Source organism: Acinetobacter sp. XH1741 (genome assembly GCF_041021895.1).
Lineage (GTDB): Bacteria > Pseudomonadota > Gammaproteobacteria > Pseudomonadales > Moraxellaceae > Acinetobacter.
In genome coordinates, this window is the sequence record NZ_CP157429.1 from 124,917 (window position 1) to 148,531 (window position 23,615).

28 protein-coding genes and 4 pseudogenes are annotated in these 23,615 nt (G+C 36.7%); 10 read left to right on the forward strand and 22 right to left on the reverse strand.

The window, feature by feature from the left end; all coding sequences use genetic code 11:
* Window positions 1-3 precede the first annotated feature (3 nt).
* Together ABLB96_RS18980 and ABLB96_RS18985 are read right to left on the reverse strand one after the other, a co-directional pair.
* Entirely contained in the window at window positions 4-615 is a 612-nt protein-coding gene (locus ABLB96_RS18980; protein WP_000893011.1) for a DUF1819 family protein, read from the reverse strand.
* Window positions 616-625: 10 nt separating this feature from the next.
* Window positions 626-1,492 carry a WYL domain-containing protein gene (locus ABLB96_RS18985; RefSeq protein WP_025464207.1) on the reverse strand — a complete coding sequence of 289 codons (867 nt, stop codon included), beginning with the start codon at window positions 1,490-1,492 and terminating at the stop codon, window positions 626-628.
* Between the two features lie 225 nt (window positions 1,493-1,717).
* On the opposite strand from ABLB96_RS18985, the pseudogene ABLB96_RS18990 reads away from it, so the two are divergent.
* Window positions 1,718-2,046, forward strand: a pseudogene (locus ABLB96_RS18990) (DUF4236 domain-containing protein).
* A gap of 241 nt (window positions 2,047-2,287) precedes the next feature.
* On the opposite strand, the gene ABLB96_RS18995 reads toward ABLB96_RS18990, so the two are convergent.
* Together ABLB96_RS18995 and ABLB96_RS19000 are read right to left on the reverse strand one after the other, a co-directional pair.
* Window positions 2,288-2,800 (reverse strand): Fic family protein, encoded by a 513-nt coding sequence (locus ABLB96_RS18995; protein WP_000464612.1) that lies wholly within the window; start codon window positions 2,798-2,800, stop codon window positions 2,288-2,290.
* 2 nt (window positions 2,801-2,802) lie between these two features.
* Window positions 2,803-2,988 (reverse strand): hypothetical protein, encoded by a 186-nt coding sequence (locus ABLB96_RS19000; protein WP_000755724.1) that lies wholly within the window; start codon window positions 2,986-2,988, stop codon window positions 2,803-2,805.
* A 166-nt stretch (window positions 2,989-3,154) separates the two neighbouring features.
* Between ABLB96_RS19000 and ABLB96_RS19005 the strand changes: the two genes are divergently transcribed.
* Window positions 3,155-4,087: an IS5 family transposase gene (locus ABLB96_RS19005; protein ID WP_000743263.1), complete on the forward strand. Its 933-nt coding sequence runs from the start codon at window positions 3,155-3,157 to the stop codon at window positions 4,085-4,087.
* A 130-nt stretch (window positions 4,088-4,217) separates the two neighbouring features.
* Here the strand turns inward: ABLB96_RS19005 and ABLB96_RS19010 are convergent, their stop codons facing one another.
* The 3 genes from ABLB96_RS19010 to ABLB96_RS19020 form a co-directional block, all read right to left on the reverse strand.
* The gene (locus ABLB96_RS19010; RefSeq protein WP_025464206.1) at window positions 4,218-4,415 is read right to left on the reverse strand and encodes a hypothetical protein; all 198 of its coding nucleotides are present in this window, start codon (window positions 4,413-4,415) and stop codon (window positions 4,218-4,220) included.
* Window positions 4,416-4,507: 92 nt separating this feature from the next.
* Complete coding sequence (locus tag ABLB96_RS19015) at window positions 4,508-4,726, reverse strand: hypothetical protein (RefSeq protein WP_000994925.1); 219 nt, start codon at window positions 4,724-4,726, stop codon at window positions 4,508-4,510.
* 56 nt (window positions 4,727-4,782) lie between these two features.
* Window positions 4,783-5,385: a BRO family protein gene (locus ABLB96_RS19020; protein WP_000096286.1), complete on the reverse strand. Its 603-nt coding sequence runs from the start codon at window positions 5,383-5,385 to the stop codon at window positions 4,783-4,785.
* A gap of 206 nt (window positions 5,386-5,591) precedes the next feature.
* Here ABLB96_RS19020 and ABLB96_RS19025 point away from each other — a divergent pair, with 206 nt between their 5' ends.
* Genes ABLB96_RS19025 through ABLB96_RS19035 form a run of 3 tightly spaced genes read left to right on the forward strand, consistent with a single transcriptional unit; the run spans window position 5,592 to window position 6,519 of the window.
* Entirely contained in the window at window positions 5,592-5,861 is a 270-nt protein-coding gene (locus tag ABLB96_RS19025) for a transcriptional regulator (protein ID WP_000453245.1), read from the forward strand.
* 54 nt (window positions 5,862-5,915) lie between these two features.
* The gene (locus ABLB96_RS19030) at window positions 5,916-6,245 is read left to right on the forward strand and encodes a type II toxin-antitoxin system RelE/ParE family toxin (RefSeq protein ID WP_000288004.1); all 330 of its coding nucleotides are present in this window, start codon (window positions 5,916-5,918) and stop codon (window positions 6,243-6,245) included.
* Window positions 6,232-6,519: a helix-turn-helix transcriptional regulator gene (locus ABLB96_RS19035; protein WP_001258993.1), complete on the forward strand. Its 288-nt coding sequence runs from the start codon at window positions 6,232-6,234 to the stop codon at window positions 6,517-6,519. Before ABLB96_RS19030 ends, ABLB96_RS19035 begins: the two co-directional genes overlap by 14 nt.
* A 647-nt stretch (window positions 6,520-7,166) precedes the next feature.
* Here the strand turns inward: ABLB96_RS19035 and ABLB96_RS19040 are convergent.
* From ABLB96_RS19040 to ABLB96_RS19105, 14 genes and pseudogenes are all read right to left on the reverse strand, one after another.
* Window positions 7,167-7,490, reverse strand: a pseudogene (locus tag ABLB96_RS19040) (DUF4236 domain-containing protein).
* 8 nt (window positions 7,491-7,498) lie between these two features.
* Window positions 7,499-7,675 (reverse strand): hypothetical protein, encoded by a 177-nt coding sequence (locus ABLB96_RS19045; protein WP_002120129.1) that lies wholly within the window; start codon window positions 7,673-7,675, stop codon window positions 7,499-7,501.
* A 71-nt stretch (window positions 7,676-7,746) separates the two neighbouring features.
* Window positions 7,747-8,070, reverse strand: coding sequence for a hypothetical protein (locus ABLB96_RS19050; RefSeq protein ID WP_005804845.1), 324 nt, complete (start codon window positions 8,068-8,070; stop codon window positions 7,747-7,749).
* Window positions 8,071-8,424: 354 nt separating this feature from the next.
* Window positions 8,425-8,934: pseudogene (locus ABLB96_RS19055) on the reverse strand (terminase); the annotation flags it as partial.
* Window positions 8,918-9,441, reverse strand: a pseudogene (locus tag ABLB96_RS19060) (DUF2280 domain-containing protein). The pseudogenes ABLB96_RS19055 and ABLB96_RS19060, both read right to left, overlap by 17 nt.
* A 90-nt stretch (window positions 9,442-9,531) precedes the next feature.
* Entirely contained in the window at window positions 9,532-10,173 is a 642-nt protein-coding gene (locus tag ABLB96_RS19065) for a putative metallopeptidase (protein ID WP_000372120.1), read from the reverse strand.
* Window positions 10,142-10,603 (reverse strand): hypothetical protein, encoded by a 462-nt coding sequence (locus tag ABLB96_RS19070; protein ID WP_000378528.1) that lies wholly within the window; start codon window positions 10,601-10,603, stop codon window positions 10,142-10,144. The genes ABLB96_RS19065 and ABLB96_RS19070 overlap by 32 nt, the downstream gene beginning before the upstream one ends.
* Before the next feature lie 60 nt (window positions 10,604-10,663).
* Window positions 10,664-11,119, reverse strand: a complete 456-nt coding sequence (locus ABLB96_RS19075; RefSeq protein ID WP_001136766.1) for a hypothetical protein — start codon at window positions 11,117-11,119, stop codon at window positions 10,664-10,666.
* A gap of 661 nt (window positions 11,120-11,780) precedes the next feature.
* The gene (locus ABLB96_RS19080) at window positions 11,781-12,017 is read right to left on the reverse strand and encodes a hypothetical protein (protein ID WP_000152660.1); all 237 of its coding nucleotides are present in this window, start codon (window positions 12,015-12,017) and stop codon (window positions 11,781-11,783) included.
* A 192-nt stretch (window positions 12,018-12,209) separates the two neighbouring features.
* On the reverse strand, window positions 12,210-12,362 hold the full coding sequence (locus ABLB96_RS19085) for a hypothetical protein (protein ID WP_000245255.1): 153 nt from the start codon (window positions 12,360-12,362) through the stop codon (window positions 12,210-12,212).
* A gap of 66 nt (window positions 12,363-12,428) precedes the next feature.
* Window positions 12,429-12,899: a hypothetical protein gene (locus ABLB96_RS19090; RefSeq protein WP_000395699.1), complete on the reverse strand. Its 471-nt coding sequence runs from the start codon at window positions 12,897-12,899 to the stop codon at window positions 12,429-12,431.
* 215 nt (window positions 12,900-13,114) lie between these two features.
* The gene (locus tag ABLB96_RS19095) at window positions 13,115-16,315 is read right to left on the reverse strand and encodes a site-specific integrase (RefSeq protein WP_348898216.1); all 3,201 of its coding nucleotides are present in this window, start codon (window positions 16,313-16,315) and stop codon (window positions 13,115-13,117) included.
* Between the two features lie 4 nt (window positions 16,316-16,319).
* Window positions 16,320-18,659: a hypothetical protein gene (locus ABLB96_RS19100; RefSeq protein WP_002058482.1), complete on the reverse strand. Its 2,340-nt coding sequence runs from the start codon at window positions 18,657-18,659 to the stop codon at window positions 16,320-16,322.
* A 12-nt stretch (window positions 18,660-18,671) separates the two neighbouring features.
* The gene (locus tag ABLB96_RS19105; protein WP_000911011.1) at window positions 18,672-19,136 is read right to left on the reverse strand and encodes a hypothetical protein; all 465 of its coding nucleotides are present in this window, start codon (window positions 19,134-19,136) and stop codon (window positions 18,672-18,674) included.
* 274 nt (window positions 19,137-19,410) lie between these two features.
* Here ABLB96_RS19105 and ABLB96_RS19110 point away from each other — a divergent pair, with 274 nt between their 5' ends.
* Both ABLB96_RS19110 and ABLB96_RS19115 read left to right on the forward strand, forming a co-directional pair.
* Complete coding sequence (locus tag ABLB96_RS19110; protein ID WP_002125865.1) at window positions 19,411-19,578, forward strand: YhfG family protein; 168 nt, start codon at window positions 19,411-19,413, stop codon at window positions 19,576-19,578.
* Between the two features lie 12 nt (window positions 19,579-19,590).
* A complete protein-coding gene (locus ABLB96_RS19115) occupies window positions 19,591-20,187 on the forward strand; it encodes a putative adenosine monophosphate-protein transferase Fic (protein ID WP_004826955.1) in 597 nt (198 codons plus the stop codon).
* A 27-nt stretch (window positions 20,188-20,214) separates the two neighbouring features.
* On the opposite strand, the gene ABLB96_RS19120 is transcribed toward ABLB96_RS19115, so the two are convergent.
* A complete protein-coding gene (locus ABLB96_RS19120; protein WP_369030313.1) occupies window positions 20,215-20,349 on the reverse strand; it encodes an AlpA family phage regulatory protein in 135 nt (44 codons plus the stop codon).
* A 187-nt stretch (window positions 20,350-20,536) separates the two neighbouring features.
* Here ABLB96_RS19120 and ABLB96_RS19125 point away from each other — a divergent pair, with 187 nt between their 5' ends.
* The 3 genes from ABLB96_RS19125 (at window position 20,537) to ABLB96_RS19135 (ending at window position 23,284) form a co-directional block, all read left to right on the forward strand.
* A complete protein-coding gene (locus ABLB96_RS19125) occupies window positions 20,537-20,794 on the forward strand; it encodes a hypothetical protein (protein WP_004726728.1) in 258 nt (85 codons plus the stop codon).
* Between the two features lie 919 nt (window positions 20,795-21,713).
* Entirely contained in the window at window positions 21,714-22,019 is a 306-nt protein-coding gene (locus ABLB96_RS19130; protein ID WP_000366814.1) for a helix-turn-helix domain-containing protein, read from the forward strand.
* Window positions 22,019-23,284 carry a type II toxin-antitoxin system HipA family toxin gene (locus ABLB96_RS19135; protein WP_000934717.1) on the forward strand — a complete coding sequence of 422 codons (1,266 nt, stop codon included), beginning with the start codon at window positions 22,019-22,021 and terminating at the stop codon, window positions 23,282-23,284. Before ABLB96_RS19130 ends, ABLB96_RS19135 begins: the two co-directional genes overlap by 1 nt.
* The last annotated feature ends 331 nt before the right edge of the window (window positions 23,285-23,615 follow it).

Sequence of the window (23,615 nt, forward strand, 5' to 3'; positions counted from 1 at the left end):
CAACTACCGCGTCCATAGCGACACTTCCATAGATCTTTTAATGCGTTGTTTATAATGTTCTTCCAACAGGCTACGCAGCTCTGCTCTGACGATCACACGCTGCAACTCCAGCTTACGGGTATTTTTTAAGTAACCGGCTTCTGCCAGGATGCGAAACACCACCTGCCCCATTTTTTTCTTGCTGGACTCTTTCCAATCACAGATATCAAGATCGCGTTGTGAACGCTCATCCAGAAAGTCTGACCAAATATAGCTATCCAAGTATTGAGCCTGGGAGATATAGGCCTCTCTCATCACCGTTTCCATAAACTCAAGCAGCAACAGGTTGCGTTCCAGTGCCCCACAAAAAGCCACCTGAGTCGCCAGCTCATCATCCCCATCCCGCAAAGCTTTCCAGAAATCAGGCTCTAAGCGCTCCAGACGCTTACGAATAGCGGTGGCATTGCGTTGAGCTGAAGCAGGCGTTCTTTTTTGCAGAATATTGTCAATCTGAATTGCCTGATGCCATTGTTCTGGAGTCGCTTCTCGTAATAACAGATCCGCGATCAGCCGGCTTTCACGCACCATCAGGGAACCGCCAATCAGGTCACTGTCATAATAAAATTGTTCTAACATAGCCAATCTCCTATGAAGCTTGATCAAACAGGTAAGACGACAGCTTTTCGATATCTGAACCTTGTAACACTAAGGTATATTTCAAGGCATCTTCCGCCTCAGCCAGCGTGATCGCGGCCTGATATCGCTGCAAGGTATAGTGAGCCAGGGCTTTTTTCACCGGAATCTGTAATCTGCCATCAGGCATGCAGAAGTCTTTTTCGACCAGCGCTTTTTGAGCTTCATTCAATTTTGGATTAGGGATCAGCGTCAGTACAATTTCTTCATGCCATTGCTGATCCTGAGCAGGGTCTACTGACTCAATCGCCACCACAACAGGTGTGCGAGCAATTCTGGAGAGTAAAAAGTCCTTAAACTGCTTGCTCTGATGGCAATAGGCACGGACATGCCAGCGAAAACCGGTATACACCAGGGTATGTGGGGAAATCATGCGTTCATGCCACTGCGGATTCTGCATGGAGGCATAAATCATTTTTAAAGTACTTTGGTTCCGGCAGGCACGCAAAACTTCCCGAATCACTTCAGGACATACACTGCGATCAGGTAATTGAACTGCTGCAAGATTCGGTTCTGGCATCGCAATCAGGGCATGCGATTCACTAACCAAACCTGACAACATATTGAGATATTCATTGATATGCGCTGTAGTCAGTACAGGCTGGAAGCTGGCTTTAGGCACATAACCCTTGACTGAGGGGTCATGAATCAAGGCATGGGGGTTATACAGCGTATTGTAACGCTTGATATCCGCAGAAGCCTGCTGTCGACTGAGCCCAAACCAGCTCATCAAACGATTGGTGACCAAACGACCTTCCCAGTATGCAAGCAGCTCGATCGCTCGCATTCGTAGCAGGACTTCATGCTTATGTGTCGTCATATACCAATCAGTCAATAAATAGCAGTTTTAAGATTACCCTACAGCAAATATACAGTAAAGATTTTTGACGGTATTTTAAGGTAGTATTGCAATCACCAGATAAAAAATATACGGATGTCTCTATGGGGACAACCGACTAGCGAGGTAGATGAGGATCTGAGATTCTCTGAATTTACCTCTATTAACTGAAATACACAGCGAACTGGTTTTGCAAATGGGGGAAATATGGACTTTAGATTTCGCAAGAGCATTAAAATCTTACCGGGTTTAAAAATTAATCTGACGCATAAGGGCATCAGCAGTGCGAGCATTGGCAAACCCGGTGCTTCTTTAAATATTGGTAAAAAAGCACCCGAACCAGCGTGGGCATTCCCGGAACAGGACTTTCTTATTCCAAGCATCATCCCCATACAAACAGGCCGAATACCCCACAGAATACCTCTCAGCAACCATCTCCATTGAATAACCCAGGTATGCAGACATCCAGATCAACTGTCTGGCTCTGGATCGCGTTTGGGGTGTTGTGTTTTATTGTTGGAGCAATCGTTTTTTAGAGGCTTTACAATGATGTTTGATTTTTATCATGGAATCATTTGAAATGTCAGCAGTAGGCCTGAAGAAACACTAAAATTGATGCTGAGTACGATATTGGTCAGGTGTTCAACTTACTTCTAATCTTTGAATATTAAGTTTAATCATTTTTCCAGTGAGCTTAAAGTTACCTTCTTTCCATTCTGCGATCACTGCTTGATTCATAGCATCTGAACTCACAGTGGTCCAATCGATCGTATAACCTTACTTAAATAGTATCTGGCCTAGCATGAAACATTGTGAGCGACCATTACCTTCTCTAAATGGATGAATATAATTTAAAACAACAAAAAATCTGGCTAAAAAACTACAAACCAAATCTATATTTTCTTTATTATTAATCAAATGGTTAAAATTATTATTGAGGCATGAAAACAGCAGATCTGTTAAAGGAGCTATGCTATTGTAATGGAGAAAGATACATTCACCTTTATAGGTATTCACGCGTCTTAATTGGCCAGCCCATGGGTAGACATCCATAAATAATTGATGATGTATATTTTGTAGGTGCTGTAAATCAAAATTGCCTAGAAAAACAGAGATATTTTCCTGTAATCTTGTATTTTGTAAGGCACTTAGCGCTTTCTCTGCCTCATTCAGGTCTTTGGTATTAGAAATACCAAGATTGTTGATCAAAACACCATTTTTATCACAGAATGGATCATCATAAAAATCTTCTTCCGTCAGATAATAATGTAGTGCATCATCAAAAAACATTTTTATCTTACACGGTACATTTCAACGAGTGTATTTCTGGCTTGTTCAAATGTCTTAGAACCCTTCACATAGTCATTAATTGCTTGTAAGCCTTTATTATCTACAACCAAATTATCTACGGCAAATGAAGCTTTTACGATTTTAAAGGCTTCAGTACGGCTATTTCTCATACCAATAACTTTTTTCATAAAATTCTCGCTTCAAATGGATCATGCAGACTCTAAGGATATAATATTTTCATTGAGAAAAAAGAAGTTCCTATGAAGTTTTCACAATTATCTTAATAATTCGCCTTGAATAGGCTTTGTTGCACAAACCTATCTGTAAAGGCTTTTTCAGCGATATAATTTTCAAATGAAGAAGCCTACACACAAAATCTACCGCACAACCAATTGGCCCGCATATAACCGAGCACTCATTAGTCGCGGAAATATTGCCATTTGGTTTGATCCTGCTACGCAATGGTATGCTCTATCAAAAGGCAAACAAGGGCGAAATCAAATCTACTCCGACGCAACCATCCAATGCTGCTTAATGATTAAATCTTTATTTCGTCTGTCTTTACTTATTGCCACTGGCTTTGTGCAAAGTCTAATTAAACTTTGCGGATTAAATTGGATAGTACCAGATTACACCACGCTTTGTAGAAGACAAAAGCATATTGATATTGCAATTAGTTACCAAAAAAGTAGCGATGGGCTGCATCTACTCATGGACTCTACAGGGATGAAGTTTCTAGGTGAGGGCGAATGGAAACGCAAGAAACATGGGCCTGAATATCGTCGCCAATGGCGTAAACTACATATTGGTATAGATGCTAAAACCCTACAAATACGCGCTATTCAGCTCACAACCAATAATGTCAGTGATTCACAGGTGCTTGGTGATTTACTTAATCAGATTCCACAAGATGAGCAGATTGACTCTGTTTATACCGATAGAGCTTATGACAACAAGCAATGCCGTCAGGTCATTGCAGATCGGCAAGCGCATGCGGTAATTCTACCTAGAAAAAATGCGAAACCATGGAAAGATACAAAGAGTAGCTCGCTAGAGCGAAATGAATTACTTCGAACAGTTACACGTTTAGGCAGGACACTATGGAAAAAATGGTCAGGCTATCATCGGCAAAGTTTGGTTGAAACTAAGATGCACTGCATTAAATTATTAGGAGATAAACTCAGTGCAAGGAGTTTTGATAGCCAAGTGAATGAGATTCATGCACGTGTAGCAGTCCTCAACAGATTTACGGAATTAGGTCGACCACTTACGCAAGTTACGCCTTAAATTTGGCTCAATTTAGAGCGGTTACATCCAAAATAAATCAATAACTTAACTTAATTCGCTGCATTCTTGTTGCACTATTTTTTAAAATTGCATTAGTGTTGCTTTTGGTATTTTTAAACTACATTCAAATTTATTTTAAATCCACTTTAATTGGCAATTCCCAACGGTGTCTATTAAACATCACTGTTCCATCATTGTTGATTGGTAATTGATTGCCGTTATAGTCAAAGACCTTTAAGACTTTACCGCCATTGTTTACCTCAGCAAGCAAATTGCAAGTATGCTCAAGCTTTCCAGCTTCTGTAACCATAATCATTAGCTGCATGATAAACCTCGAGAGAATATGAAATGAGAAAAACTTTGCTCAAAATGTGCAATTATCCAGTTAATTGAGCAAATAATTGCACATTATTAAAGGCCTTATTCAAGAGCCTTTTCAAAGTTAAAGCTTCCGTCTGCATTCTGAAGTGGAGTTTCTTCTAAATAAATTGACTGAAGGCCATTTGCTAGCCCCTCAATTTCTCCTTCAGCTAATCCATAAAGGACTTTAATATAAGTTTTTGACTGTGCAGAATCTGGAGAAATTACGGGTTGCCGTTGTTTTTTACTTCCCTTTTTTGCGCCTACTACTGCATTCATAAGAAATCTCACGCAATAAAAAAGGCGCTAGAAAGCGCCTTTTTAATAATTTGAATTTACATCTGATCTTCTGGATATTGACCAGCACTCACAATAAATCCACCAATCTCACGTTGCTCATATAAAATCGGCACAGGATTACCTTGAGCAACCGTTGTTACGGCTCCGCCAAAGCCTTTATTCGCTCTGTTTCCATCTTGGTTTTGATCTTGAGTGGTTTCGATTTTAGGCATTAACATCATGGCAACTCCCCCGAGCATCATCCCAATACCAGAGCCAATCAGAGCAGCTCCTAGTGGGGCTCCACCGCCCAATGTACCTACCGTCGTAACTGAAGCGCCAATCTCCTTATCAAGAACGTCCAGCACCCATTTGCGGAATTGCTTCCCTACAGCAGTACGAGCAAACATTGCTATTAGGTGGCAACCACGTAGTGAGAAAATCCGCATACCCAAATTGGGTAGCCGAGGATTATCAATAATTTGTGTCATATTTTCCGTAAATTCATCAGAATTACGATTAAAAATTTTACTGACCGCGTTCTCTTGTTTATATCCTAATGCTTGTGCCAATTCACCTGAAGAAAGCCAAATCTGGCCATCTTGCCGTGGCACGGGATTGAATTTCACTTCATTAAAACTTAATGCTAAACTAGACATATCAATATCCTTTCCTATGGTTGTTGATAAAAGCCCCTTGCCGTCAGAAAGTTGGGGGCTTTTCTTTTTCATGGCTTTTAGCCTTGATGAAGTCATCTTATTTAATATCTTTTATTGTCTCAATTCTTTTTGTTGTGCTATCACAAAAAATAGTAATTATCTTTTATTGTGCTACAATATTCTAAAATTTAACTTGTGGTGCAGCAATGGAAGTAAAGAATAATGTTGCCTATTTGCGTGAAAAAGCAGGATTAACGGTTTATGAACTATCAAAGCGATGTGGTTTTGTTAGTGGCAGCAGAGTTTTATCAAACTATGTGACACGAGCTGAGCAAGGACATTCTGTCAAGGTTGATACAGCCTTATTTATATATAAAGAACTCAAAAAAGCTGGTGTATGCGAGAAGTTTGAAGATGTATTTTGGCTTTCTGATGAAATAACAGAGAAAACTACAGAACATCCAAACCCGAAATAAATTGCCAATATTATCAAATATGGTAATATTAACTCTCATTGAGTAGAACATGATATGTATACAATTGAATATTACAGCGAAGACGTTCAGGATGAGATTCTTACATTACCTGATGGTCTTTTGGCTCGATATTTTAACTTAACTGACCGTATGGTGATTTACGGCGCAAACTTAGGAGAACCTCACACATTACCAATGAGTAAAGGACTATTTGAGTTGCGCTTAAAATCTCAAGAAGGTATTGCTCGTGTTATGTATTGCACACTAGTCGGTAAACGCATTGTAATGCTCCATAGTTTTGTTAAGAAAACCCAAAAAACACCTAAGCAAGATCTAAACCTAGCACTTGACCGCATGAAAGAGGTGAAAAATGCGAACACATGAAGAAATGAAAGCACTTGCATTATCTCGTTCAGCAGTGCGTACCGAATACGAACGAATTGAACGTGAAGAAATGCCCCTGCTCGATATGGTACTTACTGCACGTCGAGATGCAGGTCTATCCCAAGCGCAAATCGCGGAACGCATGGGAACAAGTGTACCTGCCGTTTCACGGCTAGAAAAAGCATTGATCACAGGCAAACCATCACCATCTATTGCCACATTGCAAAAATATGCTGCGGCAATTGGTAAACATGTTGAAGTGCGTTTTGTCTAAATAAAAAAGCACCCTAGGGTGCTTTTTACCAATTCACTAATCAATCAACTTTACACATTTAGCAACAACATCCTGTGCGTATAGACCCTTATCTTTGAAATTACTGTTATACGCACGATCAATATCTCTTAAGCCTTCTTCAATTTCTGCTTTTGATGCATTTTTGTCTGCTAGTATTTCATTCCTTAAGCTTTCCTTGGAAACCCCTTTAAGCCTTGCATCCATTCATTATAAGAGACTATCCTTTACACACTCATTGCGCTCTTTTAAAGATAATTTATTTGGAGTGCAGTATGCTTCCCAAATTATTGCAAATGTCTCTGGTTCAACACCTTCTGAATCCTCCATTAAGACTCCACCATCAATAGAGACATATCTCTTAAAACCAACATAACCACCGTAGCTATTCTTAGAATTTACCTCTCCGCAATATCCTTTTATATTTTGGAATTGGGCGAATCAGGATCTTTTAAGGTGCTTAAGATAGCTTCTTTTGACTCTTTTTCCACCTTTGAGCAACCATTAATCCCTACCAAACCAAGAACCAAGAACCAAGAACCAAGAACCAAGAACCAAGAACCAAGAACCAAGAACCAAGAACCAAGCTTAAAAAATAATCTTTTTCATATAATATCAACACCTTAAAATTAGCTAATAATCCAAATAAAAATTATTAAAGCTATAAATAAAATAATCCCACAAATAATCCATTCAGCGTTAGGGTAACCCCATACATTATCTGGATTATTAAAATCGGGTTCTCTTCTACGTGTTGTTTTCTTAGTATGACTAGAGAACTTGGAATAAGATAAACCAGTACCCGGTAAACCTACTGTTGTTCGAGTTCCCTTCTTACTAACATTTACTCGTGCCCCTTTTCCACCAACAGAAATACTTTAGACTCCTTTTTTACTTATATTTACCCGGACTCCCGGAGCAATTTTTATACTTTTTCTAAAATTTAATCCCATATCGTCACCTATCTAGAGCAGATCTTTTTAGAAGCACTGATGGAACCATCATTACAAACAAACTTACTACCATCGCAATGACTTACCCCACCTTTCTTACCAGAGCAAGGTTGTCTGCCTCTACCTGCTTCCGCAACATTTAATGAGCTTAGAACTAATAAAAGACTTAAAATGACTTGTTTCATGGTTTTTTACCGTTTGTTATAAAGTGAATAAACTTTAACAAATTGGTTAATAAATGTCACATATGAAGATATTAGATACATTTAATAAACCAAGCTTGTTTATAAAATTTAATCACAGCCTCAAAATCTCTCAAAAGTACTTCTTCTGAATATTGATGCGGAGAAGGCTTCAGTAGTGCTGGCATATAGTGGTTTTTATAGACTTCTGGATATGACTTACACAATATCTCACGCTTCTCATCATTTGGTACATCATGATTATTTAATGCATCTAGCATCTTGTCTATTTCATGTTTTGAAGTTAGATAGTCCTCTTCAACTGAAGGAGGAAGTGGTTTAATTTCAACTTTTTTAGTGCAGCTAATTAAAACTACTAAAAAAATAGAGCATCCCAATGTATAAAAGTTTTGCTAACATATTTTTAAATCTTATAATTAATTGTTTCTATTATATATTTCTTAAACTTTGAAATCTTTATTTTTTAGATATTAAAAAGCCACTCGATTGAGTGGCTTCACCACATTAAGCATTTAACAGCTTTTCAGCACCAGCGGTTAATTTTAGTAAATACCTCTATGGTTATTTTTTAGGATTGTTAGTTTTTTTATGTGACTCATCTAGAAAGAGATTATCAATTGTAAAAAATACAATCATTAAAGATGTCTCTTTCTACCGGCAATTCATAGTGCTCACAGTATGCAGAGACGGTAGAAATATCCAAAGATAGCAAAATACCTTGCTCATATCGGGCCACCAACTCGCTGTTCGCCGTTCACCATATACTTACAGGTAGAAAGCATCGGGCGAAGCACTTCTTCCCATGCAACCCATTTACAGTCGGCCCATTCATCAATAATTAAGAAAAATAAACCAGATCCACGAAGGTCATCATAGTTATCTAGACCAACAACACGGATAATATGACCACTTCTTAATGTAATTGAACATTCAATTTCATTAGGCTTACCAGCTCGCCAAGATGCTGGAATAGCTTGTTTTAGTCGCTTCCAGAAAACCCGTTTTGCTTGCTTAAAGGTAGGCGCTGCATACCAGATTTCATCCTCTACCGAAACATTCCATTTAGCCGCTAGTCTTGCGGCTCTTCGCATTTCCGCTTTGGCCAAGAATGTTTTACCGAAACGTCGGCCACAAACAGCATCACGAAATCGGGCTTCTTTTTGCCAGCCCCACAAATAAATATTGGCTTGCTTAGGCGTTAATTGAACTGAACCTTCTGGAGGATTAAAGAATTGGCTCATTTGGTATCTCCTCATCAGGATTCAGCACAAGCTTGTAATCCTCTTCAGGTGGACGATACTCAGGTGGATTTACCTCACGTTGTAACTTCTGAAGTTCAAGTTTTTTAATCTCAAGTTCTACTTCAGCTTTAGTTTGGTTCGCTTCAGAATTACCACCTTTATTATTTTGTTCCCCCTTCTTCTCATAAAACCCTTTCATGATCTTTTGTATTTGGTCCACGATCTTAATTGTCATGGTCACATTGTTTTTTTAGTCCAAAGCAAATCAATTAAAATCTTCAACTGAACAATGTCATTTGCTCCACTGATTTTATTTAGTGGCTGACTCAAATACTCTTCCCGTGTATTTTCGAAAATTTCTTTGAGTTCCTTACTTAAGTCTCTCCCAGCAAACTTTGTAGGGTCATATGACTCTACCTGCTGTCTCGAAACATCAATGTCAAATTCCTCCTTGACGAGACTTACTGTTTCTTGAGGGGTGTTAAACACAGCAAACGATTGTACAATAAAGAGTTTCTGCTTTTTTTAATGTCGCCATTTCTCTCTATCCGTCAAGGTACGTCAAGGAAACATGGCAAAAAAAATGAGCCAAAAGGCTCAGGTAATTACACAGTTTCCACAGCATTTAGAAATATCTAAATCAGAAACAAACGGCGGGTTTTTAGCGACTTCAACAAGCCGCTTAACACTGTCATTAGCTCCCCAGCGCTTAACAACACCGATGAACTCTTCCACATCGTGGCCAGCTAAATAGTGCTTTGGTAAGCCAGTATGATCGCTGTAAATAATCTCACCGTCCGAATCTCGCTCTACACCAATGTGATAGAGCTCATGTTCAATCAAAGCACAAAACTCGTTATCGTTTGCCTTTTCACAAAAGCTTGCATCGATAGTGATTAAGTAAATTGGAACAAAACCGAACCAATCACGCATTTGCTGCTCTTGACGGGCTTTCTTCCAGCCGCCTTGTTGAAACATAACCTTTTCACATTGGCCGAGCACCATGCGCTTAGCTCTCGTATAAGCAGTAGAAGCCCATGCAAAAGCCAAAAACCCCTCATTGTCATGAAGCATCTCAGCGATATGGTCATGATCTGGATTATGTAAAGGTCCACCAAGTGTAAGAAAATTAGCAACTACCCAGTTTTTTAAATCAGACGCAGGTACTATGCGAATCGCTTCCTCTTCATCTGCTTGGTCAATAAAATCAGTTGGAGGAAATGGTCTGATCTGATCCATTAAATATTTGCCTCTTTAAATTTTTTAACCACTCACTAGCGTATTCAGTCCGTAACTGCAAAGGTCCAGACTCATCAATGCGGCATCTTGAAGCTGTCTCTATGCGAACTACGGTGTAGCCCATCTCTTCAGCCACATCGTAACGATCAAGACTACAAGCTTTATTTTTAAGTTTGCCCTTACGACCGCCAGACCATGGACCACCCACAATTTCAACTAGTATTCGATACTCAATTAAATGAAAGTCAAACCGCCAGTGCTTAGTAGACTTAAACTGAAATTTCTTTTCATATTTAATTTCCAGATTATCTAAAGTTTCAGTAAATTCTTCTTCTGCCTTTAGATATTTTTGTGTAGGCTTTGGCAGTGGCCAGCTTTTAGTTTTAGGTTCTTTTTTCCGAGTAAGCCAAAAGTATTCTGTAGAATCCATTATTCTTACCCATAAAAAAACCGCCCTTAGGCGGTGGCTAAACTCACAGGCAATATAGTATTACTTCTTAAAAGTTGACTTATAGAGCTTTGAATTAAAGTAATCCGTAATTTCTTTACCTTCGGTTTGAATTTTTTCCTCATTTAAAGGTAAAAAATCTAATTCAGATTTCAAGCTCATATACTCTGGAATAAATTTCTTTATAGGCGGAGGTGGTTTAGGTCCACCTTCTGTAATTTTTTCGATAAATCCAGCTAACCATAAAATATACTCACCTTCTGAATTATGAGGAGGAATCAAACTCACATCTATTTTTACTTTACATTCATCTAATGGTCTACTGAACAATTCAACAAAATCAATAAAATTAAATTTTAATTTAAATTCTGTTCCCTCAATTTCTCTGCGTATACATGTCATAAGTAAGTTCATATTTTCAATACAGTCATGTGAAAATAATTCCTCATCTTTAATTTTGTTATAAATATTTTCCGCAAACATGAGATACTGTGGCATTTCAGCAGCTCCTCATTTTTATAAAGTATTTTTTCTTAAGGTAGTCCTATTATAACAATGTTGCAACAAGAAATTTTCCATTTTTAGTTTAAGGAATTTTTTAAAATTATAAAGACGATTAGATTCAATAAATTAGTACGAATAAAAGCTAGGGAAGTTTGATTTTTCTAATGAGCTTTGAAATGGATTATTGTGTTTAGTTGATCAATTTAAAAAGCTTGCCTAGTAGGCAAGCTCCCCTTTTTGATATTTGCGCTGATCAACAAGGTTTAGTGTTACCTACAGCAACACACTGATAATACAGAAATATTTAAAAATAAAAAAGCCCACTTCCTATTTTTATTCAGAAATGGACTTAGCGAAAAAAACGCTTAAATCTGAAATAGGAAATATCTATTCGGAAATATTTCCAACTTCATATTGGCATAATATTTAAGCACTAGCAATAGGGATTGAATTAAAAATATCAAATATTCATATTTAAATAGATAAAGATTTCTTTTTTTAAATGGTTTTATTTTTAGCCTACATAATTTTTTTACTTATCAAGACTTATAAAGAATATGTGCCCATCAATAGGTAATACTTAATAAGGTCTTATGTGCAGTAACCATTAGGCTCTAGAGAGTAAGAACTCAAACTGACTAAAAATAAAAAATAATTAATTTTCAATATCAATGATCATATACTGCAAAGTTAAGTATATTCCAACTTCTCCATTGTTGAGTGCCTCATATAAGTCTTCATCAACGAAATCTCCAGATTCATCATATAGCCATTTATGAATTTGAATAATTTGTATATTCCCTTTTTTGTCTATTCTTGCTATTGGGTCTATTACGGACCGAACTATCACCTTCTTCTTCGTCTCAACATCAAGCAATGTGATAATTGTCATTTTAAAATCCTTATAAATATCCTGTATAACAACTACGCTCAATCAATAAAGATTTTTATATTTAAATTACTCAAATAGCAATCTTTTCAATCTAAAAAATAAATAAAAAACACTTTAATAGTATGTGCCTATTAGAAAAGATACCTTAAATCTTCTACTAGCAATAAAAAACCGCTTTAAGGGCGGTTCATATTATTCATCAATCTGATCATGCAGTTTTTTGATAAACTCTATAAGCTTTTCTTTACTTGCTGCATTATTTAAAACCGCTACTGTTATATCGCTTTTCGCTTTGATTTTCGCACTTTCAACCACCGCATCATATTCAATATTATTCATTACCATTTGTTAGTTTCTCATTTTATAAAGTGAGAGACATTAATAATATGAAATCAGCAACTATACAAGCACCTACTTAAGATCATCAGGCGTTTCCAAATAACACCCATTTTTATTACAGAAAGCATGAATGTCGTTTAAGTATTCGGTTAATTGAACTGTACTTGCGTCTGTAGTGCTCATTAGCTCACATAGGCCACTTGCTACATCTTGGTAGAGAGGATGCTTAGAATCTTTCAACTCTCTTACAGCCTTGAATGTTTTCTTGTATTGGCCAACGTCATCGCAATCATAGATTTTTGCTAAGAAGTTTTTCTTAAAGAACAGATGCTTGCAATCTTTATCTGTACCTTGACGTTTAGCCCATTGATTAAGCCACATCCAGTACAAACGGTTTTGAGCCTTCGAACGATCTTTATCTTGTGGTGCGATCAATACAACTAACGGCTTCCCTTCATTCACTGCCTTAGCATGATTCACATTAAGAAAGTTAGTTACTGGTGAAATGTCGCAATGGTTCTTAACAACATGTCGGAATTCCATTTTGACCTCGCAATAAAAAACCACCCGTGGGTGGCTTGATTTTTTTTGATAAATTAATCAACAGCTCAAAAATGGGTAACTGTCAGATCGAGTTTGGACTACAACACTTTAGCTCATCGATTTACCAAAGCGCTAATCTTCACACTATTGTTTAAAATCCAGTAATCAAACTGTGATGCTAAAGCTTTTAAATTCCCCTTTTTAAGCTGCTTAGGCTATTTTAACCAAAGTTCATCTTCTTGCATGATTTTTAACATTAAATTAAATATAACCAGTAGAGTAACATTTTTTTTATTAGGGCCAACAACTCTTTGAAAACTAAATTTAACTGTTCTCTCAAGCACTTCCAGATTAACTGGATAATTCTGTTTGTCTAAATTTAGGTGATCTCCAATAATTGGCTCTATACCAGCAATAAAATTAGCAATTCGTTGCTCATCATCTTTCTTTATGCATTGAAAATGTAGAAAGTTTTTACGTAATTTTCCAAATAATAATAATACCTTAAGTGCATTGACCACGTTCAACTCTTTAGGTATATCTTTCCCCTTATCATGTTGGTTATGCAAATCAAGGAGAGGAATTATTTCATCAGAACGTGTCAGTTTCTTAGCTTTGTCGTAAAGCTCATCAAACCAACCCACATCTAAATTTTTATTACTAACATAATTCGTTTTTAAATTAAAATTTTTGGGGTCCATCCATTTAGTGCTCATAAATTGACATCGCTGCATCCATTCTTGTGCTTGAATATCTTCGCTTGAACGGCCATCTCTTAAACTTATCAAACGTTGAAAAGGCGTCAGAGTACTCTTCTCGATACTAAACTTCTTTTCTTGTCGACCAGCAATCATAACTGGCTCTGTTTGCTGATAAGAGTTAAACCATTTCTGCTGCTGAGTATAACGATTTAAGTTTATGTACTCTGTACTTGAATTCACTGGACCAAAACACTGTTCTAGGACTTTTTTTGAAATGATACACGGCGAATTGTAAATTCGATCGACTGCTAATAAATCCAAAACATGAAGATAATTTGAAGCCGTTTGTTCAATACTGCTATGCCCCATCCAAGAGGCAAGCACCTGCCATTTATGTTGAATAATCTCTTCATGAGCACGTGCTTTAACACCAAACAATAAATCACGCATCTTTTTTGCTTTTACCCAAGGACAATCTGTATATGTTTTAATCATTTCTTTTGAACCCAGCAAAGTTATTGCTAGATAGTTAGCAGCACTGTGGCGCAACGTATGAAAACTAAAGCCATGATGCATACCTAATATTTGGTTAAACAACTCTACTGTAATTTTGCTGATACATTGATCAGTTAATACACGATGATTAACACTAAAAAGTAGATCATCCTGCTGATTAAACAAATATTGTTCATAACGATGTTGTATGTAATGTTGTACTACTAAAAACTCATGTTCTGACAAGGCAATTTTCAATGGTATTTGACGATTTGCACTTTGCGTTTTCAGACGGCGATATGAATTGTTCTGAATATGAAGCGTGATATTATTAAAAGCTGTATTTTCTTTTTCTTTATAAAGTAACTCTGGGCAAATAATATCTTGTATTTTAAGACAACGAACTTCATTTAATCGGAGTCCAGTTCTATAACTCAGTAAATACATCAGCTTTAAACAACTCAGATGATCGACCCACTCTGATGCCGTTGGCTCTTGACTTAAATGTTCTAGTTTTTCCAATAGCTTGCCAAATAGCAAAGGGCTTACTAGGCGTGCATTGCAAATTTGTAAATGCTTAAAACTTGAATTCTGTAACACCAATACCTCTGGTGCATTAAAATTATCTATACAAAATTGATGAAAATCTTTTAGGCGACCAAAACGGTATTCTGCTGTTTGGTGCATCTTACGAGAGGTTTTTCCTTTAACAGCTTCACGTTGAGTTGCTTGTGCATCTCGTTCACTGCTATATTTCAACAACTGTCGATATAAATCTTCATAATCATCAATGGATTGTTGCTTTAAATCCAATTTATTAAGCCAAATTTCAAATATAAATTCTTTAGCAAATGATCCTAAGTAGCTTTCAATAGTCGATAATTGAAGCCCTCTTTTTTTTAAATGCACTAACCAGTGAATTAAGCGTAATTGGGCTTCAATTAAAGACTTTTCTTCCGTATTTGCATCACGCATCTTCTTCTCTAACACCCTTCTGATTTCTTGCCAAAAACGTAGCGTGCGTTCTTCTTTATTCCTCTTTTTATCTAAGCGCTCAACTTTTTGAACTTTACGTTTCTTTTGATCAAACAACATCAACTCATACGGAATCGTTTGTAATTTGCTTTGAGCCGTCGGAACTTCAGGATGTAACTGCTCTTGTTCAAAATGAATAGGGCTATTCTCTAGTTCCATGACTTGATTACGTTCATTACTCCATAGCAATCTAAATTCGGATGGCCGTAAGGCGACAGTATTAATCTCTTGCTGAAGTACATTACTTAAAAATATATCTAGGCTAAGGTTTGGATTAAATTCAAGTACCATTTGCACATCATTAAATGCACGAAATCCACGGCGTTTAATTTGATATTGCAGATCGCCCAAACTTTTGTTTCGTCCCATGCGACTCAAGCTTTCCAGAATACAATCTTCAATTGATTGTTGCAGACGATATTCTTTATGAGTAGCTTTCAACTTTTTTAAATATTGCAAGATGAACTGAGCATATGAGTTAAAAAAAACATGCTTCCATTGGTACAACTTTCTCTGTTCTACATCGTTGCCATATTGAGAGTTTTCAACACGATAATGTAGTAACAATGGATTAGTGATTTTTTTGTAGTCCGAATGGTATAACCGAAAACAATTCAGATCTGTACCAAGCTCAACGGCCTCGTGCAATTGCTGCTGAATAGCAACCAGATGCTGTTCATCTGCACAGCCTGAAATATATATAAAACTTAAGCATAAATCCCCCCACAAATATTTAGGGTCATCCCAATATCCAAGTGAATCTTTCCAATATGCTTTCAAAGCGTTGACTACCTGGGCATGTAACTGCCCTTGTTTTAACCGTGACTCCGTACTCTCAATTTTTCTAGGCAGTACGATCCGTTTAGTATGTGGATTTAGCTTAATTCTGTATGATTTTTTATCTACATTCTGGTTGAATTGCTTCCTTCTTTTATTAAATTCATCTTCAGTAAATTGCATCAGTTTTGATTGTTCGTCTCGGCTCAACTTTTGACTCAAACAATCAACACTATCTTTAATGTCATGCCATTTTTCAGCGATCTGCTGATCAAGTTTTTGCTGCATTTCTTTCGTCAATACTTCAGGTGGAGAAGGCTGTCTATCTAGCGACTTTTTCACCATTTTATGAATATCAACAAATAGATCATCTAGTTGTGGTTTTATTAGTTCTTTGATTTTTTGCATACAACTATTTTCGCTCTAAGTGTTTAATCGATAAAGATTTGACATTATCTTGCAATTGCTGGCGGGCTTGCTGTACATAGACATTCGGGATAAGTGAAGAATGCGGATGAAAAGCCTCTCGGTCACGTTGGTCATGACCATACAGGGCCTGAATTAAGTGAAAAGCTAATGCTGGTTTACCCTCTTGCTGCTCATGCATCAAAAAGTTCATGTCAAAATGACGTAACCAATTCGAATACATATTCTTTGGAAAGACTCCTTGCATATATGAATTCACCCATTTTCTCGATAAAGGGATTAACTTAATTTTCCTGCTCTGCCATTCTTTGACAGTTATCGGCAAGATATCTTTACTAAAAATGACCTTACCAAAAAGATCATTTACAGTTATCTTCTTCTTTGCAAAGACTTGTCTAAAAAATGAACCGTACGCTTCAATAATTTGTTCTAAAAAGGCAGTGTAATTTTGCAGTGTTTTTATGAAAAAATCAGATAAAGGGATAAAACGACCATCTTTTCTTGCTTTACTATTTTTTTTATCATTCACATATAAAAGCTTGAGCTCAACACAATAATCATCCAAATTCCCCAACAGGTTTTTTTTAGGCCGACTTGCCAAACTCAACAAACTGATATGCCACATCCAACACGCATATGCATTAAGTTGATTAATAATGTGCTTATCTTCTTGGATGTTTTCGTGACAATGTCTATGTAAAATATGGAATTGCTCTTTCACAAAATTGGGTTCAAGTGCCAGTTGGCTCCCTATCCTTCCTATAGATAATGCAGATTGCACTTTGAATTGTTGTTGCAATATTTTTAGTTCAGCCGTGTCTTCAGTAAAATGTGTGGAATGTGGTGTAAGTGCTTTTTCTAAAAAGGCTAGATATGTGCTACTGAGTTGAGTTTTCGGTAGCCCGCCATAATAGATACCAGGCATGTGATGCTGACTATCCCGCCCAGCAATTACATGAGCAAGATATTCATTATATGTTTCATAATATATATGAAAATATAATTGAGCCTGCAGTTTTTCTACAGTGATCGAACCTACAAACCGATTATCAAGCCAATTCTTAAGTTTCGTATTAATGTGTGTTGATGAAATTAGTGGATTCGATGCTTGTTCTATATAGTCAAACCAAGCAGAAGGTAAATGTAGTTGATGTGTCATCACTTCATTCCACCGCACATGATTTAAGCTCTTAATCTTCTGCTCTGTAATTTTAAGATTTAATTTGAGTAAATATTCGCGACGTCTACTTGAACCATTCTGGATCAAAATTCCATCTTGAATAAGCTCGTTAAAATCCATCAGTGCGACGGGTGATAATCCCGTCAAAAGTGACAATAAACATGCTGCAGCGATTGCAGCATCCCTCCAGTGCCCGGATAACTCGGTTCTCAACACATAAACAATTTGCTTCAGTATATCTGGCGCCAAATAATGTGGATTTGTAACAAAAGGAGCATGACGGCGCTGGCGATGCCGCATTAGATGCGTCGCATTATCGCTGAGTATATAATTTAAATTTTTAGACTTTTCATCTTCTGAATAAAACTCCATTTCAGGATCTAATAGATCAACTTCACCCTCTTCATCTTTGTGAAGAGCGGCATCATAAATACTGATCTTTGCGTTATGTCCAATATCTACTTGCTTACCCGTTTTAATTTCACGAAATTTTTTGAGTTCATTTTTCGTCGGCCATTGCAAAACTTTACTTTTTTTTGACTTACGCTGACGATGAACAACACGACGATCATCAAGTCTTTTAAAAATTATTAATAGAGCCGATAAATACTCTATGGCTTGTACTTGTTTGAAATCTTTAATATTAAAAAGTTGATTACGATCCTCCTTTTTCAAGTTACGTTCGTACATGACATAGCGATTTAGTAGCTCACTGCATTCTTGAAATAATTCAGCATGATTAGAATCCAGAACATATCGTGATACATAGCGAAAGAGATCACAAACATGTTTTTGCTTATTCTCAGCTTTATCAATTTTTGCAAATTCTTGATACTGCCGATATGTTAAAAAACTCGCTTGTAGAATCAAATAACGTTCAGACGACAGCTCTTGAGTATTACTAGTAGTCGGGCATGCAAAATAACTTAAAGAAGCTAGATAATAATATTTACCTAATTGTCTAGAACTAGATATATAGCCATATATCTGTTGTGCTTCCTTATATAGAGCATGGGCTTTTTCACGTAAATCATCTGATAGATCGACAAATTGTGTATTCACAACATGATTGCGTAATAAACAATAATCTTTTTGGAATTTTTCTGCTAAATCTAAGAATTGCTCTTCTGTTTCAATCTTTGGCATATTCGCTTTCGCTTAATTTTTTATCAAATTGCATTGGTTAAATTCATTACGATCTGAACAATTTGGTAAAAGTTGATCTTTTATTGAACTCTTTGTCAGCTTAAAAAATCTAGCAAAAAATTTAGCATCCAGCTCTTTCTGAGCTTTTCTCTCAAAGCACAAGTGTTGCTGTGATTTTTCGATAAAATCATCAAGATTATGTATCAACTGTAAGATTGCAACATAATTAGAATGTACACGTAAGCATGGCTCCGTTTGCATTAATAGCAATATTTTTTGCCAAATTTTCACATAGATTATTTTGAACTTTGCTTGTACTACTACTTTCTGGCTCTGTTTAATCTTTTTGATTTTCAGTAGTTCTGAGTTAATTTTTACTATCTTAAATTGAACATTTTGTCGCTCAAAGCAAAAGGGCATGATAAATTGCCCCATAAATATCTCTATATTTTTTACTAAATAGTCAAATTTTAACATTTTTATCGATATAAAAAATGAGCATATCTTTGTATATTAAAATTCATTTAATTTATCAACTAAATTTTCTCAAAATTACAATTATCAACAAATACATATGGTTTACTTATCATGGGTGGTCTAAATTTTAAAAATTCTTCCACTTTTTTTTAGTTTTCTGTTATTACATGAAACAATACCGTTGTATTACATTTTGAAATGCTGTGTATGCAGCATTGATCAAAAAGATTCTCTGCTATACTTACTTCACGTGTAGCATCAATGGAGTTTCGAAATGCTCAGAACCACTGAACAGAAAAAAAAATATATTCAAGCGACACGTGCGCAAAACTATCAAGCCAGCCTAAAGCTTGAAGGCATTACAACGACAGCTCAAACAACTCAACAAAGTAAAGCTGAAATCTTGCAAAAATATAAGAAGTATTCGCAACCCGAAACTTAGTCAGGTGCATGTATGGATAAATATGGGGAAATGGGTGACAGCCTGTATTGTTACCCTGGCACAAATATCCTAAAGAACAAACTCAATATTCATGATGAACAAATTTTAGAACAAGCTGAACTAGAACTGTCTGGATTGGCAAGTAACTTAATTGAATATGCTGAACCACCTTACGACTTACAATACTTAAAATCAATTCATGCGCAGCTCTTTGGCGACTTATACGACTGGGCAGGAAAGTTAAGACAAATCGATATTTCCAAAGGTGACACCCGTTTTTGTAATTTTTCCCGTATTGAAATTGAAACCAATAAACTACTCAAAACGCTTCAAGAAAAAAAATACTTTCAAGGCTTAGCACCACAACAACTGATTCCTCAACTTGCCGACTTGTATTGTGAGCTTAATGTCATACACCCATTCCGTGAAGGTAATGGACGTACACAACGGATTTTCTTTGAGCATCTGATTGCTCATTGTGGTTATGGTATTGATTGGTCTCGCATTGACTCTCAACAACAATGGATTCAAGCCAATATTGAAGGTTTTTATGGTAATTTAAATCCATTAATTAAGATTTTTGAAATATGCTTTATTCAAAATACCTAAAATTTAAGTAGTCGAAGCCCACAATCCTTAATGAGCCATCATCTTTGCTTCAATCCACTGATTAATTTCCCAAATAAACCAACAAACACGATTCTTAGAAATCTTAATACTCTTCGGGTAATTTAGGATCGTAATATTCAGATTACTTATCCAGAATTGAATAGATCGTTAACTTAGATAGACTTTTAAGCAATGTAACTTGCCGCATGTTTATCAACATATGTCTCAAAAAAGTCTGCCCATACATAGATTTATGGCGTTTAGTGCTTAAATTTCAGATTAATCTTCGTCTGATGACCTGAATGGATGTTACAGATTACATGCAGGTGAATTACTCTGTGGCTGTATCATGGCTTTTGTGCAATCCAATCCATTTGATCCGAATGTTCTCTTTTGCAATAAAGCAGCCTCTTCTGCTTTTCCTGAACCAACGAACTATGTCATTGATTTGATTCAACCGACAACAGTGATGCTGAATCAAATCTCCAAAGAAGGGATTAAATGCAAGAAATGTGGTAAGAAAAAGATAGGGGATGGAAGTTATTATCCGTCTAATTGGAACCAGCCCATGAGTCGAGATCAGTTGAGTAAGAATCATTTTAAATGAATAAGAGAAGGATGGCTTACCTCACTTCTCCGAATAACAATGCTATGCTTTTCAACCAAGGTTATAAATTGGCAACTACATTTCATTCTTCTTCATGCTGGTCCTATAGCCTGTAGACAATTACTACATCATTTGCATTCAATGCTCAATACAGCCTGTCAGCAGAACCGCAGCGATACTTTTTTTCGTGCATACATGTAGTGTTTAAATCCATTCATTTTTCAATGATCCTCTGCCGTTTATCACATTTATGGTCGATCTTTAACCTTGTGAAAAATGCACATACCGATCCCTTCAAACTGTCAAATTTATGTATGCATGACATTTAAAGAAAATTATCTGATCAATTTTTTTAGGTAAAATTCATCAAGAAAAAGTTATTATTATTCATAACATCACCAATAACCACATAAAAACAATAATTTAATAAATTATTCTTCCAATTTTTTTATATTTAGTGTTATTACCTCTAAATCCATGTTTACCACCTTCTATTACATAAGTAATTTAGAAGTATCCACGATATAAATTGCTTGCCCTCACACCTCTCCCCTCTCACGCCCAAAAAATTTATACTGAAAGGCAGATTAAGCCCGTTCGAGTTACATATAGCCGCATGCTATATTGAAAGCATTAAGAAAATATCCTCAATATTTATAGGATTTTTAAAGTATGAACTAATTTTCGAAGAACCCTTTCTAAGTAATGTGACCTATTAGGAAAAATGAAAATACTGAAATCTCCGTATCAACAATCAGTCAAAGTACATCCTGATGATTTTCTGTAACCGATACCCAAGGACTATACCTACCCTTCTGATGTGCTGTGCAACAAAGCCCTCCTTAGCCACACTATAGCTATAGATTAATTCCATTATTTTGTGATTTAATTAAATTATTCATTCTTAAGACCCAATTTAATGGATTTATATTTCACTAAACCAGAAGAAGTTGTGACTCTTTTAGGTGAGCGTTTACGTAAGCAACGACTCTTTCTGGAGATGTCTCAAGCTGAGGTAGCAGCACGCGCTGGTGTCGGCGTGAATACAGTTTCGAATCTTGAAGCGGGACGAAATGTATCTGTTGAAAATTTAGTCCGTATTGCAATGGTCTTGGGTCGATTAAACGAACTTCAGGAACTATTTAAACCTCAGCTTAACAGTGTGAATGACATTCTTCGCTATGAGAGTCAAAGTAAGCGCCACCGTATTAAGAGGAAGGGATAATGCTCAATAGACTTAATGTTTATTACAACGGTTGGGGCGAATCATGGTTATGGGGAACGCTGATTAGTTCAACAGCCACGACAGGTAGACCCACCATTGCTTTTGAATATAGTCCAGAAGCAATACAGCAAGGTGTTGAGCTCTCTTCTTACTTGCTGCCTTTAAAAGGTCTACCATTCAGACAAGGTTTTCCTACTCATCAAATGGGACTCCCAGGTCCAGTCTATGACGCTTTACCAGATGGTTGGGGCATGATGTTGATGGATCGATATTTCAAAAAAATTGGCTTAAATTCAGCACGAATTGGACCTTTGGAGCGTCTGACCTATATTAGTAGTCACGCAATGGGTGCCCTCTCCTTTGAACCTTGTGTTGCTGACATGCAAACCTCAGAAAATATCCCTTTACAACAACTGGCCCAGGAAGTTCAAGAAGTACTCAAAGGTGAAGGTGGTGAATTTCTACAGCATTTATTGGTCATGGGTGGCTCCCCTCAAGGTGCCAGACCAAAAGCGTTGGTTTACCGAGATCCTGTCAATTTAGAGTTTTCGACTCAAGATTCTGATCAACATGAAGCCTGGCTGATTAAGTTTCCTGCTCAGCAAGAGCATCCTGAAGTCTGCGCCATTGAAGCCGTCTATGCAGAATGTTTGCGACTTTGTGCAATTGAGACTCCAGATACCCATTTCTTTAATTTGCCCAATGGTTTAACGGCTTTTGCTTCTAAACGATTCGATCGTCAAAATGGTATGCGGATTCCAATGCAGAGTTTGGCTGCATATACAGGAGCAGACTATAAAGTTCCAGGTAGCCTAGACTATCGCAATTTTCTCCGGGCAACCTTGATGTGTACGCAAGATGTACGAGAAAGATTGCATGCTTTTAAACGTGCTGTGTTTAATGTGCTTTTCAATAATCGGGATGACCATACTAAGAACTTTTCATTTCTCATGGAGAAAAATGGTCAATGGAAATTGGCTCCAGCCTATGATGTGACCTTCTGCGAGGGTCCAGGTGGTTATCATCAAATGGACATTATGGGAGAAGCGCTCAATATTTCCCGAAATGACATACATAAACTCGGTACTTCAGAAGCTAATCTGACTACTCTAGAAGTCGATGAGATCATCTTGACCATGCGTGAAATTGCACTTCAATTTAGTCAAATTGCGCAGCGCCTGTATCCCCATCAAATTCGAGAATCTACCCTACAGATGATTCAATCACGGATTCAACAGAATATTGATTTTTTAACTGAAACCTAAGCGTAAATATAAACTAAGCGCCAACCATCAACTGCAAATAGACTTTGATATAGTTAGTCGCTACATAATCTGTAGAACCTGTGAATTAGCTCTCTTTATAATCACGAATATTAGATGGATCACCGCCAAGATATATTCTGCAAACGTGAAATCACTACATCCAGATCGAAAATCACTAAGAAAAAACTGTCACCAAAAAAAGGTCTGCACTATGGATAGATGCAGACCAAACTCTGGATAACTACCAGCACGAGAAATATGTCGCAATTTTGCATAGACATGAATTTGATAAAATCAGCCCAGAAAGCCAGAAATTCATAAAAACTATTTC

What these genes read in the sequence shown, in the direction of transcription:
- ABLB96_RS19115 (WP_004826955.1), top strand. Translation starts at nt 19,591, where the DNA reads ATGGATAAATATGGGGAAATGGGTGACAGCCTGTATTGTTACCCTGGC.
- ABLB96_RS19100 (WP_002058482.1), bottom strand. Translation starts at nt 18,659, where the DNA reads ATGCCAAAGATTGAAACAGAAGAGCAATTCTTAGATTTAGCAGAAAAA.
- ABLB96_RS19015 (WP_000994925.1), bottom strand. Translation starts at nt 4,726, where the DNA reads ATGAATGCAGTAGTAGGCGCAAAAAAGGGAAGTAAAAAACAACGGCAA.
- ABLB96_RS19065 (WP_000372120.1), bottom strand. Translation starts at nt 10,173, where the DNA reads ATGGATCAGATCAGACCATTTCCTCCAACTGATTTTATTGACCAAGCA.
- ABLB96_RS19020 (WP_000096286.1), bottom strand. Translation starts at nt 5,385, where the DNA reads ATGTCTAGTTTAGCATTAAGTTTTAATGAAGTGAAATTCAATCCCGTG.
- ABLB96_RS19135 (WP_000934717.1), top strand. Translation starts at nt 22,019, where the DNA reads ATGCTCAATAGACTTAATGTTTATTACAACGGTTGGGGCGAATCATGG.
- ABLB96_RS18995 (WP_000464612.1), bottom strand. Translation starts at nt 2,800, where the DNA reads ATGTTTTTTGATGATGCACTACATTATTATCTGACGGAAGAAGATTTT.
- ABLB96_RS19000 (WP_000755724.1), bottom strand. Translation starts at nt 2,988, where the DNA reads ATGAAAAAAGTTATTGGTATGAGAAATAGCCGTACTGAAGCCTTTAAA.
- ABLB96_RS19125 (WP_004726728.1), top strand. Translation starts at nt 20,537, where the DNA reads ATGGCTTTTGTGCAATCCAATCCATTTGATCCGAATGTTCTCTTTTGC.
- ABLB96_RS19095 (WP_348898216.1), bottom strand. Translation starts at nt 16,315, where the DNA reads ATGCAAAAAATCAAAGAACTAATAAAACCACAACTAGATGATCTATTT.
- ABLB96_RS19130 (WP_000366814.1), top strand. Translation starts at nt 21,714, where the DNA reads ATGGATTTATATTTCACTAAACCAGAAGAAGTTGTGACTCTTTTAGGT.
- ABLB96_RS19075 (WP_001136766.1), bottom strand. Translation starts at nt 11,119, where the DNA reads ATGCCACAGTATCTCATGTTTGCGGAAAATATTTATAACAAAATTAAA.
- ABLB96_RS19005 (WP_000743263.1), top strand. Translation starts at nt 3,155, where the DNA reads ATGAAGAAGCCTACACACAAAATCTACCGCACAACCAATTGGCCCGCA.
- ABLB96_RS19070 (WP_000378528.1), bottom strand. Translation starts at nt 10,603, where the DNA reads ATGGATTCTACAGAATACTTTTGGCTTACTCGGAAAAAAGAACCTAAA.
- ABLB96_RS18985 (WP_025464207.1), bottom strand. Translation starts at nt 1,492, where the DNA reads ATGACGACACATAAGCATGAAGTCCTGCTACGAATGCGAGCGATCGAG.
- ABLB96_RS19035 (WP_001258993.1), top strand. Translation starts at nt 6,232, where the DNA reads ATGCGAACACATGAAGAAATGAAAGCACTTGCATTATCTCGTTCAGCA.
- ABLB96_RS19105 (WP_000911011.1), bottom strand. Translation starts at nt 19,136, where the DNA reads ATGTTAAAATTTGACTATTTAGTAAAAAATATAGAGATATTTATGGGG.
- ABLB96_RS19080 (WP_000152660.1), bottom strand. Translation starts at nt 12,017, where the DNA reads ATGACAATTATCACATTGCTTGATGTTGAGACGAAGAAGAAGGTGATA.
- ABLB96_RS19045 (WP_002120129.1), bottom strand. Translation starts at nt 7,675, where the DNA reads ATGAAACAAGTCATTTTAAGTCTTTTATTAGTTCTAAGCTCATTAAAT.
- ABLB96_RS19025 (WP_000453245.1), top strand. Translation starts at nt 5,592, where the DNA reads ATGGAAGTAAAGAATAATGTTGCCTATTTGCGTGAAAAAGCAGGATTA.
- ABLB96_RS19090 (WP_000395699.1), bottom strand. Translation starts at nt 12,899, where the DNA reads ATGGAATTCCGACATGTTGTTAAGAACCATTGCGACATTTCACCAGTA.
- ABLB96_RS18980 (WP_000893011.1), bottom strand. Translation starts at nt 615, where the DNA reads ATGTTAGAACAATTTTATTATGACAGTGACCTGATTGGCGGTTCCCTG.
- ABLB96_RS19030 (WP_000288004.1), top strand. Translation starts at nt 5,916, where the DNA reads ATGTATACAATTGAATATTACAGCGAAGACGTTCAGGATGAGATTCTT.
- ABLB96_RS19085 (WP_000245255.1), bottom strand. Translation starts at nt 12,362, where the DNA reads ATGGTAATGAATAATATTGAATATGATGCGGTGGTTGAAAGTGCGAAA.
- ABLB96_RS19110 (WP_002125865.1), top strand. Translation starts at nt 19,411, where the DNA reads ATGCTCAGAACCACTGAACAGAAAAAAAAATATATTCAAGCGACACGT.